The organism is Paenibacillus piri, assembly GCF_004354045.1.
Classification (GTDB): Bacteria; Bacillota; Bacilli; order Paenibacillales; family NBRC-103111; genus Paenibacillus_S; species Paenibacillus_S piri.
This window is the reverse complement of record NZ_SMRT01000010.1, coordinates 162,955-179,994: the sequence shown is the minus strand read 5'-3', so window position 1 is coordinate 179,994 and position 17,040 is coordinate 162,955. Positions and strand designations below refer to the sequence as shown.

General features: G+C 52.7%; 12 protein-coding genes and 1 pseudogene. 9 read left to right on the top strand and 4 right to left on the bottom strand.

The window, feature by feature from the left end:
- Positions 1–947: 947 nt before the first annotated feature.
- Complete coding sequence (locus E1757_RS20550) at positions 948–1,850, bottom strand: AraC family transcriptional regulator (protein ID WP_133231742.1); 903 nt, start codon at positions 1,848–1,850, stop codon at positions 948–950.
- A 180-nt stretch (positions 1,851–2,030) separates the two neighbouring features.
- Here E1757_RS20550 and E1757_RS36565 point away from each other — a divergent pair, with 180 nt between their 5' ends.
- Entirely contained in the window at positions 2,031–4,916 is a 2,886-nt protein-coding gene (locus E1757_RS36565; protein WP_246079332.1) for a glycoside hydrolase family 2 protein, read from the top strand.
- Between the two features lie 226 nt (positions 4,917–5,142).
- Positions 5,143–6,297, top strand: a complete 1,155-nt coding sequence (locus tag E1757_RS20535) for a glycoside hydrolase family 88 protein (RefSeq protein WP_133231563.1) — start codon at positions 5,143–5,145, stop codon at positions 6,295–6,297.
- A gap of 120 nt (positions 6,298–6,417) precedes the next feature.
- Here the strand turns inward: E1757_RS20535 and E1757_RS20530 are convergent, their stop codons facing one another.
- Entirely contained in the window at positions 6,418–7,326 is a 909-nt protein-coding gene (locus E1757_RS20530; RefSeq protein ID WP_133231561.1) for a helix-turn-helix domain-containing protein, read from the bottom strand.
- A gap of 210 nt (positions 7,327–7,536) precedes the next feature.
- Here E1757_RS20530 and E1757_RS20525 point away from each other — a divergent pair, with 210 nt between their 5' ends.
- Positions 7,537–8,268 (top strand): ThuA domain-containing protein, encoded by a 732-nt coding sequence (locus E1757_RS20525; RefSeq protein WP_181956672.1) that lies wholly within the window; start codon positions 7,537–7,539, stop codon positions 8,266–8,268.
- Positions 8,269–8,511: 243 nt separating this feature from the next.
- Here E1757_RS20525 and E1757_RS20520 read toward each other — a convergent pair whose 3' ends face one another.
- Positions 8,512–9,006 (bottom strand): hypothetical protein, encoded by a 495-nt coding sequence (locus E1757_RS20520; RefSeq protein WP_133231559.1) that lies wholly within the window; start codon positions 9,004–9,006, stop codon positions 8,512–8,514.
- 277 nt (positions 9,007–9,283) lie between these two features.
- Between E1757_RS20520 and E1757_RS20515 the strand changes: the two genes are divergently transcribed.
- From E1757_RS20515 to E1757_RS20490, 6 genes are all read left to right on the top strand, one after another.
- On the top strand, positions 9,284–9,574 hold the full coding sequence (locus tag E1757_RS20515; RefSeq protein WP_133231557.1) for a YerC/YecD family TrpR-related protein: 291 nt from the start codon (positions 9,284–9,286) through the stop codon (positions 9,572–9,574).
- Positions 9,575–9,979: 405 nt separating this feature from the next.
- On the top strand, positions 9,980–10,786 hold the full coding sequence (locus E1757_RS20510) for a sirohydrochlorin chelatase (protein WP_133231555.1): 807 nt from the start codon (positions 9,980–9,982) through the stop codon (positions 10,784–10,786).
- Complete coding sequence (locus E1757_RS20505; RefSeq protein ID WP_133231553.1) at positions 10,779–11,759, top strand: diacylglycerol kinase; 981 nt, start codon at positions 10,779–10,781, stop codon at positions 11,757–11,759. Before E1757_RS20510 ends, E1757_RS20505 begins: the two co-directional genes overlap by 8 nt.
- Positions 11,760–11,784: 25 nt before the next feature.
- A complete protein-coding gene (gene rlmD / locus E1757_RS20500; protein ID WP_133231551.1) occupies positions 11,785–13,425 on the top strand; it encodes a 23S rRNA (uracil(1939)-C(5))-methyltransferase RlmD in 1,641 nt (546 codons plus the stop codon).
- A gap of 241 nt (positions 13,426–13,666) precedes the next feature.
- Positions 13,667–14,647, top strand: a complete 981-nt coding sequence (locus tag E1757_RS20495) for a hypothetical protein (protein ID WP_220446514.1) — start codon at positions 13,667–13,669, stop codon at positions 14,645–14,647.
- Between the two features lie 46 nt (positions 14,648–14,693).
- Positions 14,694–15,092 (top strand): DUF6508 domain-containing protein, encoded by a 399-nt coding sequence (locus E1757_RS20490; RefSeq protein ID WP_133231547.1) that lies wholly within the window; start codon positions 14,694–14,696, stop codon positions 15,090–15,092.
- Positions 15,093–16,000: 908 nt separating this feature from the next.
- Here the strand turns inward: E1757_RS20490 and E1757_RS20485 are convergent.
- Positions 16,001–16,866 (bottom strand): annotated as a pseudogene (locus tag E1757_RS20485) (Rpn family recombination-promoting nuclease/putative transposase).
- Between the last annotated feature and the right edge of the window lie 174 nt (positions 16,867–17,040).

Here is a 17,040-nt window from a genome sequence, read left to right as displayed (position 1 = left end):
TTTGCGAATGGATTTAATTGTCAGAGCAGCGTCAGTACTGCCAATTTTGTCAGGCTTGCCAACTCGAAGAACCTCCGATACCGCGTAATTGAGCGGGCTTGGAGGTTTCTTTGTCGTTATGCATCACCTTGATAAACGCGTATCCGCTCCCGATGACGCCGCAGCCGTTTATGTTCATTTATTGGCGTCGGCCTGTTTTGCGCGTCTGATTGCATCACCTGTTTGCGGCAGTTTCTTACAGGCGGTCTCATTGGCAGTACTACCTTTTGTACAAGATTCGAAAGTAACCAAAGTTCGGTAAATCTCCGCAACCCCAGCAACCCCAGCAACCCCAGCAACCCCAGCAACCCCGGCAACCCCSGCAACCCCMGCAACCCCMGCAACCCCAGCAACCCCGGCAACCCCSGCAACCCCSGCAACCCCAGCAACCCCGGCAACCCCGGCAACCCCAGCAACCCCGGCAACCCCACAAACCTCTGTAAAGCTCTGTACAATCGCACCATCCATGTCCATCGAACGGCACTATTACCGTAACGGACCCCAGATTCCTTATTTGCGGCCAAATGATGGTTTTTCAAAATGTTACGGACCGAGGAGACCCTATTTCGCAGCAAGAGGTGCAAATCAATGATTGGCGGCCCGTATAACGCTTCTCCAGTCCATTACAACCCCGATAAGCAGAAATCGGGCCGAATAACGGTTTCTCAGTCCGTTACGCTGCGGCCTCGAGAGAGCGGCGCTGGGTAAATCCAAACAAGCGCCGCCGCTGCGTGAATGAATACGCAGGACCAGGTCCCATTTCGTAGCTGTCTGCTCTCCGTTTAACCTCCACAAAGCAGCTTTTCGCCAGATCGGGGCCGTTCACTTTTAGCGCCTTGCTTTCTGTGTACGCTCTGGACCGCCAGTGCGAATGTTATTTTTAGGCCGATCTCCCAGGAGCCGATCGCTTACGGAAGCGGCAATCGCTCCTGAATGCCCGCATGCGCGCGGGTGCTTTGCGGCGCTTCGGACTTTTTAAACCGGTAAGGGCTCAGCCCGACATGCTTTTTGAACAGCTGGCAAAAATAGGAGAAATTGCTCAGCCCGACCGACCGGCCGATTTCCTGCACGGACATGTCGCTCGTTTTCAGCAGCCAGCACGCTTGGCGGATGCGGCGGGCGGTCAAATACTCGGTAATGTTCGCGCCGATAGTTTGCCGGAATACGGCGGACACATGGTTCGGCGACAAATGCACCGCTTTGGCCAGCCGGTCCAGCTGAAATTCTTCCATGTAATGCTCCTCGATCCATTCCATCACGAGCTCGGCCGCGGTCGATTTCGTCTTGAGCGGCGAACCCGTAACCATAATCGATCCCTCGCAGCTTTTGAGCAGCTGCAGCAGGGCGACAAGGAACAGCATCTGTTCCTCGAGCAGCTCTTCCGGCGGCACGGCGGCGAGCCGCTGCCGGTAATCGTCCATCAGCCACTCGACCCGTTCCTTCGGAAGTCCGGTAAATACCTGCGGGCAGGCGGGGCTTTTCCACATATGCCGGAAAAACAGCTGCAGCGAGGCGAACGGGGCGAGAAAGCTGTCGAGCACGGAAGGCTCGAAGACGAACAAGGAGCGGATATAAGGGGAGCCAGGGCCGATTTCCATATGAATGCGGTGCAGCTGAAAAGGGCGAAAAAAGACAAGATAGCCGGAGGCCTGCTCAATAATCTGTTGATTGACAACGATATTGCCATGCCCTTGATGGACATACAGCAGCTCCATGCCCTGATGTGCGTGAAAAATGTCCGTAAATTCATCCGTCCGGTCGCGGCTGAACGAGAGCTGGACCGGGTACTGGTTCAGGTTCATATAGTTCATAATTTTCAATGCGTCTCACCTCGCCAAAATCAACCGTAACACAGCAACATTTTATCATAAATAGGCCAAACATTGCCGCGTCAAATTTTGTTAAGCTAACGGTATAGAATCAAGACGTATGTCCCGACTACTTACAGCCTGTGCAGCGCAAATGAAACGGATAATAGGAGGATGAGGCAAGTGATCAAGCAACGGTTGAATCAAGGATGGGAGCATCACCGCGGAAGCTTGGGCGGACCTTGGGAGGTATGGCGTCAGGACAAGCTGCAAAATCACTACAATGTACCGTGGCACGCAGTGGAGCTGCCGCATTCGTACAACGGATTGGACGTGCTCGACCCCGACGGGAAGTATTATCAGGGGCAAGGCTGGTACCGGACGAAGCTGCACGTCAACAATCCTTATCCACAGGGGCGAACGCTGCTCCATTTTGAAGGGGCGGGGCAAAGGACGGACGTTTATGTGTACACGCAAAAAGTCGGCTCGCATCTGGGCGGCTACGACGAGTTTACGATCGATATTACCGACGCGGTCGAGGAAGCGCGTGCGATCGAGCGATATAAGGGGCTTATTCCGGTGGCTGTCGCTTGCGATAACAGCCGGGAGCTGGAGACGATTCCGTCGGATGCGAGCGATTTCAATCTGTACGGCGGGATTTACCGGTATATGAACCTGGTATACGTTCCGGCGGTTTCGCTGGAGCGCGTTCATGTACGGGCGGAGCTGGCCGATGACCGCGGCAGCTGCCGGATTGCAGTGCTCGGCACGCTGTACAATCCGTTGAAGCTGCAGGATGAGCTGGATCTGACGGTACGTCTGAACGATAGCGAAGGCAGGGAGCTGGAGCGGTTTGGATTGCGGTCGAAGCCATGGAGCGGGGCGAAGCAGCTGGTTGAGTACCGGCTGGACAACCCGGCGCTGTGGACGACGGAGCAGCCGTATTTGTACAGCTGCACGGTGGAGCTGGCAGCTGCAGCGGGTGTCGGCAGTGGATCGGCAGCTTCCATGGCTGGTCAGCCGGAAGGAGGAGCAGACGGAGTAGGTGAAGGACAGCATACGGTCCCAGTTGTGACAGAAACCGGCATCAGGAGCGGAGCGACAACTGTGATGGAAGGGCAGCCAAATGGAGAAGCAGGCGTCTTGGGTGGCGAGAGCGGGCAAGCGGCGGACGTACCCGGCGCAACCGGTACCCGACTGACGGAGCGCTTCGGCGTGCGCAGCTTCGAATTTGTGAAGCAGGGCCCGTTCAAGCTGAACGGCGAGCGGCTGCTGCTGCGCGGCACGCACCGCCATGAGGATCACGCAGGCGTAGGGCCGGCGATGACCGAGGAGATGATCCGCACCGAGATGCAGCTGATCAAGGATATGGGCGCGAATTTTATTCGCCTCGGCCATTACCAGCAGTCGCGGATCGTGCTTGAGCTGTGCGATGAGCTCGGCATTCTCGTCTGGGAAGAAATCCCATGGTGCCGCGGCGGTCTGGGCGGCGAGCAATACCGGCAGCAGTGCCACGATATGCTGACCGCGATGATCGAGCAGCATTACAATCACCCTTCGGTTATTTTGTGGGGCCTCGGCAATGAGAACGATTGGGAATGCGACTTCGATTATTTCGATCAGCAGGAAATTCGCGCGTTTATGAAAGAACTGCATGAGCTGTCGCATCGGTTGGACCCGAGCCGATTGACCGCGATTCGCCGCTGCGACTTTTGCAAAGATATCATTGACGTGTACTCGCCTTCGATCTGGGCCGGCTGGTACCGGGGCATTTATACCGATTACGAGGAAAGCAGCCGCCAGGCGTTCGAGCAGGTCGATTCCTTCTTCCATATGGAATGGGGAGCGGACAATTTGGCAGCGCGCCATGTCGAGAAAACGTATACCGGCTTCGAATTCATCAAGAAAGGCGACGGCAGCACGGATGAGCGCGACGGCGATTACATGCTGACCGGCGGCGAGCCGCGCGTCTCGCGCGACGGCGACTGGTCGGAGACCTACTTCTGCGAAATGATCGACTGGTATTTGAAGTCGCAAGAAACGATGGGCTGGCTGACGGGCGCCGCCCAATGGGCGTTCAAAGATTTTGCGACGCCGGTTCGTCCGGATTCGCCGATTCCGTATTTGAATATGAAGGGCATTATCGAGCGCGATTTTACGAAAAAGGAAGCCTATTACGTTTACCAATCGTTTTGGACGGAAAAGCCGATGGTGCGCATATACGGCCATACGATGCCGGTTCGCTGGGGACGGGCCGATGAGGTGAAGAGCATTAAGGTGTATTCGAACTGTCCGGAAGCGGAGCTGCTCCTGAACGGCGTCAGCCTCGGGGTGAAGAAGCGCGATTCGCAAAACTTCCCGGCAGCCGGACTGCGTTGGGAAACGGCGCTGCAGCCGGGAACGAACCATGTGAAGGTGATCGCGGTGAAAAACGGCGTCACCGTAACCGACGAGCTGACGTTCGAGTATCAGACGGAGAGCTGGGGACAACCTGCCGAGCTGCGGCTGAACGCGCAGCCGCAGGCGGACGGCACCATTCTGGTCGAAGCGCTCGCGTATGATGGGCAGGGCGTGCTCTGTCTCGACGCGACCGACTTCGTCCGCTTCGGGCTGACGGGCGACGGCAAGCTGATCGACCGTCAAGGCACGGTGCGCGGCTCCAGCCTGGTTCAGCTGGCCAACGGGCGGGCGCGGATCGCGGTCGATCCGTCCGGCGGCGCGGCGGCATGCGTGCCGGTAACCGGCTTCGTCTCCGCCAGCGGTCCGGCGTCCGGCGCCGGCGCAAGCAGCGCGACGGCCGGAACGGTCGCGGCAGGTGCAGCCGCCAGCGGCACAGCGGCTGCCGGAGCGGCTGTGAACGCGGCGAGCGGCGCATCCGCGGGCGTAAGCGCAGGGCCGGCGACGGGCGCACAAATAGCAGCAAGCGCGGCTGAAGGCGCAAATGCCAGCACAAACACAGGCGCAGGAGATGCAACAGACGGCGCGAACGGTTCCTCGCGCAAGCATGTGTCCGTTGTCAGCGTCGCCAGCGCGGGCCTTCGTACGGCCTTCCTTACCATATCGGTTTAAACAGCGGGAAACGCGGGTCGTTTATCGCAGGGAGAACTGCAGTGAACTCGTTCAGCTTTGCTGAACATAGGGGAATCAGATGGGGACTCAACCCCACCTGATTCAAGGCCCACCATAGAGGTGGGGGTCTTAACCCGATAAAGTCGTAATCGGATAAAAAGCAATGGAAATATGGAAATAAATTCCATATTTAAGCGATTGTTAATCTCAAAGGAGGATGTTGAATATGACCGCTTTGGATGCGAACAAATGGAAGCAGGCCGGGACGCTGCAGGAGGTGCTGCCTGAATTATGGGAAGCACTGCAGTCGAAGGTGGACCGGATGATCGGGCAGATCGGCGACAAGTCGCCGCATGTCGCCCCCGCCGATACCGGCATTTATGACGATATGCGCCATGACTGGTGGACCGCCGGCTTTTGGCCGGGGATTTTATGGATTATGCACGAGATGACCGGCAAGGACCATTACAAGGAAGCCGCGTGGAAATGGGACGAGAAATTCGACCAGAAAATGATTCAGCCGAACAATTTCCATCACGATGTAGGCTTTCAATATTTGCCGACCGCCGTCATCAAATATAAGCTGACCGGCGACGAGGACGGCAAGCGCAGAGGCTTGTACGCCGCCAATTTCCTGGCGGGCCGCTTTAATCTGGCGGGCAATTTCCTGCGCGCATGGAACCAGGACAAAACCGGCTGGTCCATCGTCGATTCCTCGATGAACCTGTCGATCCTGTTTTGGGCGGCGGAGGAAATAGCAGACCCGCGCTTCAGCATGATCGCCAAGGCTCATGCGGATACCGTTGTGAACCATTTCATCCGCGAGGATGGTTCGGTCAACCATATCGTCAGCTTCGATCCGCTGACGGGCGAAGTGATCGAGTCGTTGGGCGGCCAGGGCGCCGGCCCCGACTCGGCATGGAGCCGCGGCGCGTCGTGGGCGCTGCACGGCATGGCCAACACGTATCGCTTTACCGGCGATACGAAATATTTGCGCGCGGCGCAGCGCGTGGCGCATTATTTCATCTCCATGCTGCCGGAGGACTACGTGGCGCATTGGGATTTCCGCGCGTCGGAGACGCTTGAAGGCGAGCCGCGCGACACGTCGGCGGCAGCCTGCGCCGCCTCGGGACTGCTCGAGCTGGCCGCTGCGCTGCCGGCGGTACAGGCCCGCCCATACCGCGAAGCGGCCGAGCGCATGCTGCTCTCGCTGACGCAGCATTACTCCACGTGGGATCGTCCCGACCACGAGGCGATTCTGGTGGCCGGCACCGGACATAAGCCGGCCGGACAAAACCTGAACGTCTCCCTCATCTACGGAGACTACTTCTACATCGAAGCGCTCGCCAAGCTGCTCGGATGGAAAACGCGGATTTTTTAACCGATCCGCGCTCTCCATCAGCCGCACAAGCAAGCAAGCCGAAGAAGCGCCCGCCCTCATGTGAATCCGTTGAGGGCGGGCGCTTCTATTTCTATTTCATGTCGATCGCCAGGGGCGGAATTACCGCTCGGCCTTCATCCGCTGCTTGAATTCCTTCGGCGAGCATTGGTTGTGGCGCTTGAACAGCTTGTAAAACTGCGCCATGTTCGGGATGCCGACCGCTTCGCCGATCTCCATAATGCTGGTATCCCGGGTAAGCAGCAGGCGCTCGGCTTTTTTGACGCGCTTGTAATTGACATAGTCGACGAACGACATACCCATCGCTTTTTTAAAATATTTAATAAAGTAATGATAGCTCAAATTGAGCACGGCGCAAGCCTGCCCGATCGCGATCTTTTCGTCCAGATGCTGCTCGACATAGTCCAGAACCGGCTGCAGCCGGAACAGCTCGCTGTTCTCCTCATTGTTCAGAACGCCCTGCGTATCGCTCCGCAGCAGCAGCAGCATGAGCCGGCGGATCGAGGCGCTGATGGCGATCTCGTAGCCTTTTTCCTGCGCCTGCGACTCCCGGAATATATCCATGATCAGCCCATACGCCTGCTGGCGGACAGACGATTGGTCCCGAAAAATATAATTCAACCGGCTGAGCGGCTGCCGCACCTCGCTGAAATAATGCAGATAAGGCATCGTGCTCTCGTCGAAATGCTGCGCCAAGTCGAATTGGCATACGATGTAACTGAGCGCTTCCGGCAAATCCTTCTTGGTGCGGTGCAGCTGGGAAGAACCGAATACATGCACGTCGCCGCGCCGCAGCTCCCGCATCTCATGCTTCGTCTGAATCGCGAGGCCGCCCTCCAGGACGGCGAGAAATTCGACTTCTTTATGGTAATGCCAACGAAATATTTTGGGCACCGGCAGCGCGACGGAAGCCGGCTGCGTAATTTGCCATATTTTCAAACGCAGCAGCGGATTCTGGTATTCCACCTGCTCCTTATGCGCATCCGGCTCATTCTCTAAAATGATGTTCAAGCGCTGCCGCACCTCCAACGATATCGCTTCCGCCAAACCAGTATTGTATAGGGAATGAATAAGATTTTCATTATTAGTATAGCATGTTTTAAGGAGGGAAGGACATTATTGCATATAGATGCAGCAGTATTGAGAATTCTTTTTGCCTGCCGTATCTTATATAATTTAGGTATTCAAGCACGCCATTAACGGTTGGAGGTAGTCAAAATCATGAGTCAAAAGCTGCGAGTTACCGTATGGAACGAGTTCCGTCACGAGAAAGAAAACGAAAAAGTGCGCGCCGCCTATCCGGACGGCATTCATCAAGCGATCGGCGAAGGCATCAGCGGCAACGTGGAGGTTGCCTACGCTACGTTGGATGAGCCCGAGCACGGCTTGACCGAGGAAAGACTGCAAAATACCGATGTTCTCATCTGGTGGGGGCATAAGGCGCATAAAGAAGTGCAGGATGAGATCGTCAAACGCGTTCAGGACCGCGTCCTCCAGGGGATGGGTTTGATCGTGCTGCATTCGGGCCATTTTTCCAAAGTGTTCAAAGCGTTAATGGGCACCTCCTGCGATCTGAAATGGAGAGAGGCCGACGAGAAGGAGCGCATCTGGGTCGTTTCCCCGGGTCATCCGATTGTCGAAGGGATCGGCGAATATATTGAACTGGAAGCCGAGGAAATGTACGGCGAGCATTTCGACATCCCGCAGCCGGACGAGCTGGTTATGGTCAGCTGGTTCGAGGGCGGCGAAGTGTTCCGCAGCGGCTGCACGTTCCATCGCGGACAAGGCAAAATTTTCTACTTCCGTCCCGGCCACGAAACGTACCGTACTTATTATAACGACCAGATTCGCCGCGTCATCAGCAATGCCGTTCATTGGGCCGCACCGACGACCCGCGAATATCCGAAATACGGCAACCACAAGCCGTTGGAGGCGATCAAGGCGAAAGGTTAATCCGATTCATTGTTTATACGGTTAATGACAGACAGCAAAGCCCGACTGGAACATCCTCGTTCCGGCCGGGTTTTAATTGTTGTTAGAAACACGCATTTCTCGAAGGACGGCGAAGCCGTTTATCCTTATGCGCGCGTAAGCTGTGCTTTGATTATCAGACCGGTTACGCGGGCAGAGCCGCTGCGGTTTTCAGCTGCATCAGCTCCCGGCTCGGGTAAGGCGGTATTTGCGAAAATGACTTGGTCAGCCGGATTTTTTCCGTTTGCTTCTTTTTGCGGCGCCTTTGCGTTTGCGGCGTTTGCGGCGTCCGGTTCCTTCCGAGGTCGATTCCTTCTTCTTGCCGAAAGAGTCCATAAGCACTTTTATCATCGGAGCCATCTGCTGGACATTTTGCACGATTCGCTGTATCTTGGCTACCGTAGACATAATGCCCTCGATGCCGCCCAACCGGTCGATGACTTGCTTAATCTGGGCGATGTTGAAGGGGCCCCCACCGCCACCGCCACCGCCTCCTCCTCCGAAAAGCCCGCCCCCACCGCCGCCTCCTCCGAAAAGCCCGGGCGCACCGCCACCGCCGAAGCCTTGCTGGAAATTTGCCGGGAGCGGCTGGTTGAAGCTGTTTACTTCAAGTCCCGGATAATTTCCGCCGCCTCCCAGTAACGAAGTTTGCCCTTGCTGGAGGCTGCGTTGATGTGCCGGCGTGCCTTGATTTCCTATTATCGGTTTTTGAATACTCACAGGTTTTCACGATCCTTTTATTGGATTTTGGCTAAGTCCGGCCGCATCGCGCCGCCGTTTTTACCGGATGAAATAGACGTTTTACCTAGATTAGTCTATGTCATAGGCGAATGGATGGATTGGACTCCTGTCACGGTTTTATAACGATTTTGGATGTTTTAGCACACTGCCGCATAAAAATAGTAACGTTTTGCTAATCTAAAGGGAGGATTTTAAACGGCTGTGTCGAATAGTAACCTTAAGAATTTGAAGTAGACCACCAAGGGGTTGAACGATTATGCAATTGAAAAAATTAAACGACAAAGCTATCGACCAGCTGTTTGAGGCGGTTTTGACGCTTAAAGATATCGAGGAATGCTATGTGTTTTTTGACGATTTATGTACGGTGAACGAGATCCAATCGCTATCCCAACGGCTGGAAGTAGCCCGGATGCTGCGCAAAGGCAACACGTACAACCAGATCGAGGCGGAGACGGGCGCAAGCACGGCGACCATTTCCCGGGTGAAGCGATGCCTGAACTACGGAAACGATGGCTATAAGCTGACGTTGGAGCGGCTTGGCCGCTAACGGAGCGGGGGTCGTCTGACGTTTGGATTTCGGCCGTTCGTGTGGGTTAAGGATGCCGGAAGACGGTCAGGATGGAATGGCGGCATGACGAGGTTTGACGTGCCGGGTCGTGTTGGTTGTAATGCTGCCATGGCGGGAGCCCTTTCCTTTCAAATTCCTTTGGAATGGCAGGAGGGTTCTTTTTGCGCGTCCGAAAAGACGGGTACCCGGAGCCGTACGGCTTACCTCGGTGATTGCGTGTATATTCGTACCGACTGGCTGCGCTTTTCACGGCATTCACCGGAACGCCATCATCCCGCCATACGAATGCTTTTAATTTATGCTATAATTAGGAAAATGGTCATGCACAAACTGGAAGGGCACAGAGGCGCCTTCTTTTTTTCACGAAAAGGAAGGGGATAGTCGGTGGAATATTACGGTATATTAGTCATAAGCCATGGTTCACGCAGCGCGGAATGGGTTCGCTTGGTCGACGAGGCCGTCGGGGCGATGAAAGTGCCGCAGGGAATTCCGGTCTTTTCGTCTTTTCTCGAAATTGTGGAGGGGAGGCTCATTCAGGACGGGATTACGCATTTGGAAGAGCTTGGGGTAACTGACATTATTGCGGTGCCGTTCTTCGTCTCTTCGGGCAGTACGCATCTCGATGAAATCAGCTTTGCGCTTGGCGTGAAGCCGGAGCCGGTGCTGCCGACGGAGATGAAGCCGTTTGCCGTGCGGGCACGGATTCATTTTGCGGCTCCGATTGACGACGATCCGGACATTGCGGCAGTGCTGTATGAAAAAATGAAGCCGCTGTCAATCGACCCCGCGCGCGAAATCGTGCTGCTGGTCGGGCATGGCAGTGCGGAGCAGGGCTTCCATCAGCGCTGGCGCGACGGACTGGAGCGGCTGGCCGACAGGGTCAGGGAGCTGGGCGGGTTCGCGGAAGCGGATACGGCGATGCTGCTGCCGGACGAGCTGCCGGGGGCGATGGAGCGTTGGCGGCGTTACAAGCCGCAGCATACGGTGCTGGCGGTGCCGCTGTTTTTGAGCGAAGGCTATTTTACGAACGATGTGATTCCATCAAGGCTGTCAGGCTATCCTCATAAATACAACGGGAGGGCGCTGCTGCCGCATCCGCTGCTGTCGAGGTGGATGGAACGGCAGACGGCTCCTTTTTTAGAGCGGGACCATACGGAATTCGGAACGAACAGGTGGTTAAGGAATGAGTAAACGTGCAAGACTGATTTATAATCCATCCTCCGGCAGGGAGGAAATGAAGAGGCGGCTGCCGGAGATTCTACAGCGGCTGGAGCGGGCCGGCCTGGAAACCTCGACCCACGCGACGATCGGCGAAGGGGATGCGACATTGGCTGCCGCCGATGCGATCGAACGCGGCTTCGACATTATTATCGCGGCGGGCGGCGACGGCACGCTGAACGAGGTGATCAACGGCATGGCGGAGAAAAGCTGGCGCCCGCCGCTCGGCATTTTACCGCTCGGGACGACGAACGACTTCGCCCGGGCGCTGAATATTCCGCGCAGCTGGGAAGGTGCGGTCGACGTTATCTTGCAGCAGCATGTTAAAGCTATCGACGTCGGCAAAATGAATCAGCGCTACTTCATCAATATCGCCGGCGGCGGCTCCATGACGGAGCTGACCTACGAGGTGCCGAGCAAGCTCAAAACGATGATCGGCCAAATGGCCTATTATATTAAAGGCATCGAGAAGCTGCCGCGCCTGCGGCCGATCGAGCTGTACATCCGCACCGACGAGCAGGATCTGCACGAGGAAGTGATGCTGTTCCTGATTTCCAACAGCAATTCGGTAGGCGGCTTCGAACGGCTCGCGCCGGACGCCTCGATGAACGACGGCTTGTTCGACGTGCTGATTCTCAAAAAATGCAACCTCGCCGAGTTCATCCGCGTCGTCTCGCTGGCTATGCGCGGCGAACATCTGGGCGATCCGAATATTATATATTTGCAAACCCGCAGCATCCAGGTCACTTCGCCCGATTATGTGCAAATCAATCTGGACGGCGAATTCGGCGGCACGCTTCCATGCGTGTTCACCAACCTGCCCTCGCATTTGCGGATTTTTACCGACGAGAGCGGGCAATCCGTTTATAAAACGAACCCTTTGCAGCAAATCAAGCTGCCCTGGAAGTTTAAGCCGGGCGCGGAGGAACCGGAGCAGGACGATTGAACGGGCGTATGCGTAGGAGGAAAACATGAGGAGAACGAACAAACAAGGCGGCGCGGGGGGAACGAACGTGCGTTCTGAACGTAAAGCCGGAAACGGCCGGGCGGTTGAATTGGAAGGACTGCCGGTCGTAAAGAACGGCGAATATGAAGCGGACATAGTCGGTATTGGTCATGAAGGGGAAGGGGTGGGCCGCGTGAGCGGCTTTACTCTTTTTATCCCGGGCGCACTGCCGGGTGAGCGGGTGCTTGCCAAGGTCGTCAAGCTCAAAAAACAATACGGCTACGGCAAGCTTGTCCGTATTCTGGAGTCAAGTCCGGACCGGATAGCGGCGCCATGCCCGATCTATAAGCAATGCGGCGGCTGCCAGCTGCAGCATTTGAGCTACGAAGCCCAGCTGCGCTACAAGCGGCAGTTGGTCGTGGACAACCTGGAACGGATCGGCAAGCTCAAAGTCGCGGCCGGGAGCGGAGCTCTGGGCGAACGTGGCGGTTCCCGAGATGAAAGCAGCGGTGATGCCTGTGATGGCGGGCTTGGACAGCAGCGGCTTTCCGCTGCTGCCAGCGGTGCGGTTGCACGAGACGGCATCGTCGTGCTGCCGACGATCGGCATGAGCGAGCCTTGGCGCTACCGCAACAAGGCGCAGGTGCCGATCGGGCTCGGCGCCGCAGGGTCGGGGGCATCCGCCGCGGGAGCGGCAGGGCTAAGCGGCGCGGCTGAAGAAGGCGGTCTGGTCGGCGGATTTTACGCCCAGGGCAGCCACCGCATCATCGATATGGATGAATGTCTCATCCAACAAGAAAACAACGACCTCGTCGTCGCCGAGGTCAAACGGATCGCCCGCGAGCTCGGCATCCGGCCGTATAGCGAGGAGACGCACAAAGGCTTGCTGCGTCACGTCGTAGCGCGGTACGGCTTCAATACGGGCGATATCATGATCGTGCTTGTCACGAACGGGGTGGATATCCCGCATGCCGACGAGCTTGTCGGGCTGCTTCGCGCCGCCATCCCGGGCGTCAAAAGCATCTGCCAGAACATCAACACCGGCAGAACGAACGTCATCTTCGGTGACCGGACGAAGGTGCTGTGTGGCGACGACGTGATCTACGACACGATCGGCGATGTAAGGTTCGCGATCTCGGCGCGATCGTTTTATCAAGTAAATCCCGTACAGACCGAGGTGCTGTACGGGAAAGCATTGGACTTCGCCGGCCTGAGCGGCGAAGAAACCGTGATCGATGCCTATTGCGGCATCGGCACGATTTCGCTGTTCTTGGCGCAGCGCGCGCGCCAAGTGTACGGCGTCGAGATCGTCAGCGAAGCGATTGACGATGCTCGGCGCAATGCGCAGCTGAACGGCGTACGCAACGTTCAGTTCGAGGTTGGCCCGGCGGAGGAGGTCATCCCCGCCTGGAAGCGTCAGGGCATCGCGCCTGACGTCATCGTCGTCGACCCGCCGCGCAAAGGCTGCGACGCGGCGCTGCTCGAGACCATCCTCGAGATGCGCCCCGATCGCGTCGTCTATGTGTCGTGCAACCCGTCGACACTGGCTCGCGATCTCCGCGTCCTCGAGGACGGCGGCTACACCACCGTCGCGGTGCAGCCGGTGGATATGTTTCCGCATACGACACATGTGGAGTGCGTGGTAGTAATATATCGTGAGGATTGAGTTAATCTTAAAATGAAGGACTTCCTTTTGAGGAGGTTCTTATTTTGTTTACACGGTTTACACTTAGATTACGTATGTATTAATTTGGCGAAAATTGGTATGATTTTAGCGATAATACATATCTAAGGTATCCGTTTATCCAATTTTATTTGATGAAAGTAGGTATTGGATTATAATGAAGATCGAAATAGGTGAATCATTGTTATTGTCTTGGTTACGGCATGTTAAGGGATGTCAATTAGTGCAAACAAATTGGAAGGCTTCAGTGAATTCGTGGGATTTAATGAATGAGGGAGAAATAGAAAGACTCATGAACCAATCGAATGAGTTCTTTAACGTAAATTATGATTATGAGATTTATAAGGGAAATGCCTCTTTCACACAATTAATTCAACAGGCTGAAATTGATGTGATTGGTGTTGCTTACGCAAATAATGAGCAGCACCTATATGCTATTGATGTTGCTTTTCACGAAGCGGGACTTAACTACGGTACAAAAGAAGAAACTATAATGCGGATTGTCAAGAAAACCTTAAGAGCCGCTATGTGCATCTATGGTTACTTTGGTTATTCTAGTGCAGATATTATTTTTGCATCTCCTAAAATTAATAATAATGTAATGGCACCTCTTTCACTTTGCTTGAACCAAGTTGAGCATTTATTACGTGATCAGGGTCTCAATTATAATGTCCGATTACTTGCGAACGACGAATTCGGGGAAAGTATATTACAGCCAGTATTAGCTGTAACCTCATTTGTCGCTGATACTTCTGAACTGTTTATGCGTAGTTTACAAATGTATAATCTATTTGCAAATAAAAAGCAAAATACTATAAAAACTGCTGCCTCTGCAAGAGAATCAAAGACCGTACAAGAAATGGAAAAGATTGAAGTGACAAATATCAGCGGATTAACCGAAATGAAAATAGGTGCCCTTGTACGCAGCACTTTAATCAAAATGTTCCAGAACAATGAAATATCCCCCGAAGAAGTAGCATTGATGCAAACATCCGAATACTCCAAGAAAACGTTTGATATTCAGTATCCGTTATTAATAAAATCCTCTTTAAGCAGCGATAAAAAAGTTCTTAGATATTGGGCTGGTACGGTTGAAATATATGGAGATAAATACTTCATTTGTTCTGAGTGGTATGAAGTGCCTCAAAATAATGATAGACCTTATTTTATGAAATGGCTTCAACTTAGGAAGGAGCAGCAATAGCATGAATTATAATGAATATAGTAAGTAACAGGACGGAGGTTATGTAGTGGGTTACAACCATTGGGTTCCTTCTGACAATGTGAAAGCTTTATTTGAGTTTATCGCTTACTTTGAATCAGATGGTAAAAAATACGATGTGTCAGAAGAACTCGGTTTTGATCCTTATCGATATCATGATCAAGCAAACCATTTTATAAATTTGCTATATTGTAGCAACATCATCGTATCATTTGATTGGTCAAATTGGAGCAAAGAAGCCAACGCTTACTTTAATTCGCCTTCTTTGATAGTCGACGCTGATTTGATTACAATCAGGAGGCTTTTCACAACAATTATTAGAGCAGACCGATTTGTCTCAGGCTACTATGCTGGTAAATTAGATGCTGGCATAGTGCTGATACTGCTGAAACGGCTGAAGATATTGTGTGATATTAATCAGAATTAGCATAAATCTTACCCTTTTCATGCGAACGTACGATTGCAAATAAATTGATATCGATAATGTGATGTATAACGATGAACAACAACAATGTCGAAGAGGTTTGTTATCGTATTAATTCAGCGTAAAATGGTTTCATTAATGCCTCATCTTCATAACCATAACCAGATCTTATTTTTTCAATGCACTCTGGCAAAACTTCTATTCGTTTCATAATTGAGGCATCAAAAAGTCTCCAGCCTTCCGCACCTACTATTTTATTGGAGTTTTTAAGTTGATAAGCCCTGAGAAGGTCCTTATCTCCTTTAATAGATCGCCCATAACGATATGCCGCTTCTTAACAATGATGAAACAATTAATTTATTCAATAAAAAAACAAGTAAAATCTTTGATTTGATCAATATTCGTAAGAGAGAAAACATAGAACTCACAAAACTACGAAACTGGTTATTGCCTATGCTTATGAACGGTCAAGTAAAGGTGGGGTAAAGAGGGTTCGACAACATCAGTAGGGGCGGTTAAAATCTCAAGCAACCTTTCAACCGAAATTGTCGCATCTTTTCGAATATTGTAAAGATAGAACTGAAGGCTATTGCCCAATGTCATTAAGTTAAGGCGCGGGGCTTAAAATCAAGTACAAGAGCAGGTTATCGAAAAGATAGCCCGCTCTTTTTTTGTGCGAAAAAGGTTTGTTCCTTGATTTATAAGGGTTTTGAGTGAGTGTAGATGGTTGTTGGGGACGAAATGGGGACGCGGTGTGATTCGCGTCCCCATTTCAGTGCTATGTGGATGTTGCCTGATACATTTCATTCGCTGAAGATCAGCGGAAAGGATTTTTTCTGAGCTCTACAGCTATTTTTTCTTGCCCGGTGTGATAGACGATGTTGTTGTTTTTGCATTTCAGTAATTCTCTGCTAGTTTTTTAATTGCATTTTTAAACGCTCAATTTCTTCTTCTAAGAGGCCAGAAATATCTGCAATAGTGGCAATATCTGTTCCTTTAGCTAGCAGCTTTTTAGCTACTTCAATCGCTTTTTTGTATTCCCCTTTTGCTTTCCCTACCGCTTCTCCTTCTTCTCTTGCACCAGCCAGCATGGAAGCTTCATCGTGGAGAAATTTTTGCCGCACTTCATACAAGCGCCGGGCTTCTGCATCTTGGCTTAAAAACTCCAATGTATCCATAGCCTTACGCAACACGGGCTCATTCATCGTCAATACCTCCCAGTTTGATTTGCTCACGCCTTTCAAAAACAATAGCCAGTTCACCAATCCGCCTTTTATAGGAATCATTTGCTCATCTAGCTTAGAAAGTTCAATCATATGGATTTCTATATCGTTACTCAATGGAATACCGCTGTGGTCTTCCCTCAAATGGAATACACTATGGTAAAGATCATTCGGAAGAAAAGAGTAGTTGAGAATATTGATCGTTACGCACTCTTTAACTGGCGATATCTCTGGCCTTCTTCCAATTGTCCTGAATACTGTCTACCCCAGTAGTACAGTGTCCGTTTCTCGATATCATATTGATTAAAAAGCTGCATTTCAATATTGATCTGTTCGCCGGTTGTTGTTTTGGCTCGAATGTCGAAAATGGATTGCTTTCTCGCGGCGCATCTTTATCGGTGTACGGATTCATTAGGAGGATTTCTGTCAGTGGCGGTCCATCCGCTTCGATAAAGGTATTGTTCAGGAATGCAAGCAATACGTCCTTGTTCTCTTCACTTCCGAATATCCAGCTTAAAGACAAAATCATTCTTGGGATCAAGAAGGTCATTCAATTGAATCAACTCCAATCCGTACTTATCAATATTATAGCATGTTTTTTTTCCAGTTGCATAATCAGCATTTCGTGGTTTGGGTTGGAAAAATCGCGGTATATAGGACGCTAGGATTTGCGAGTAGGGACAATTATGAAACGGGTATCGTTTAATCGTGAAGCAGTTGTATTCGCA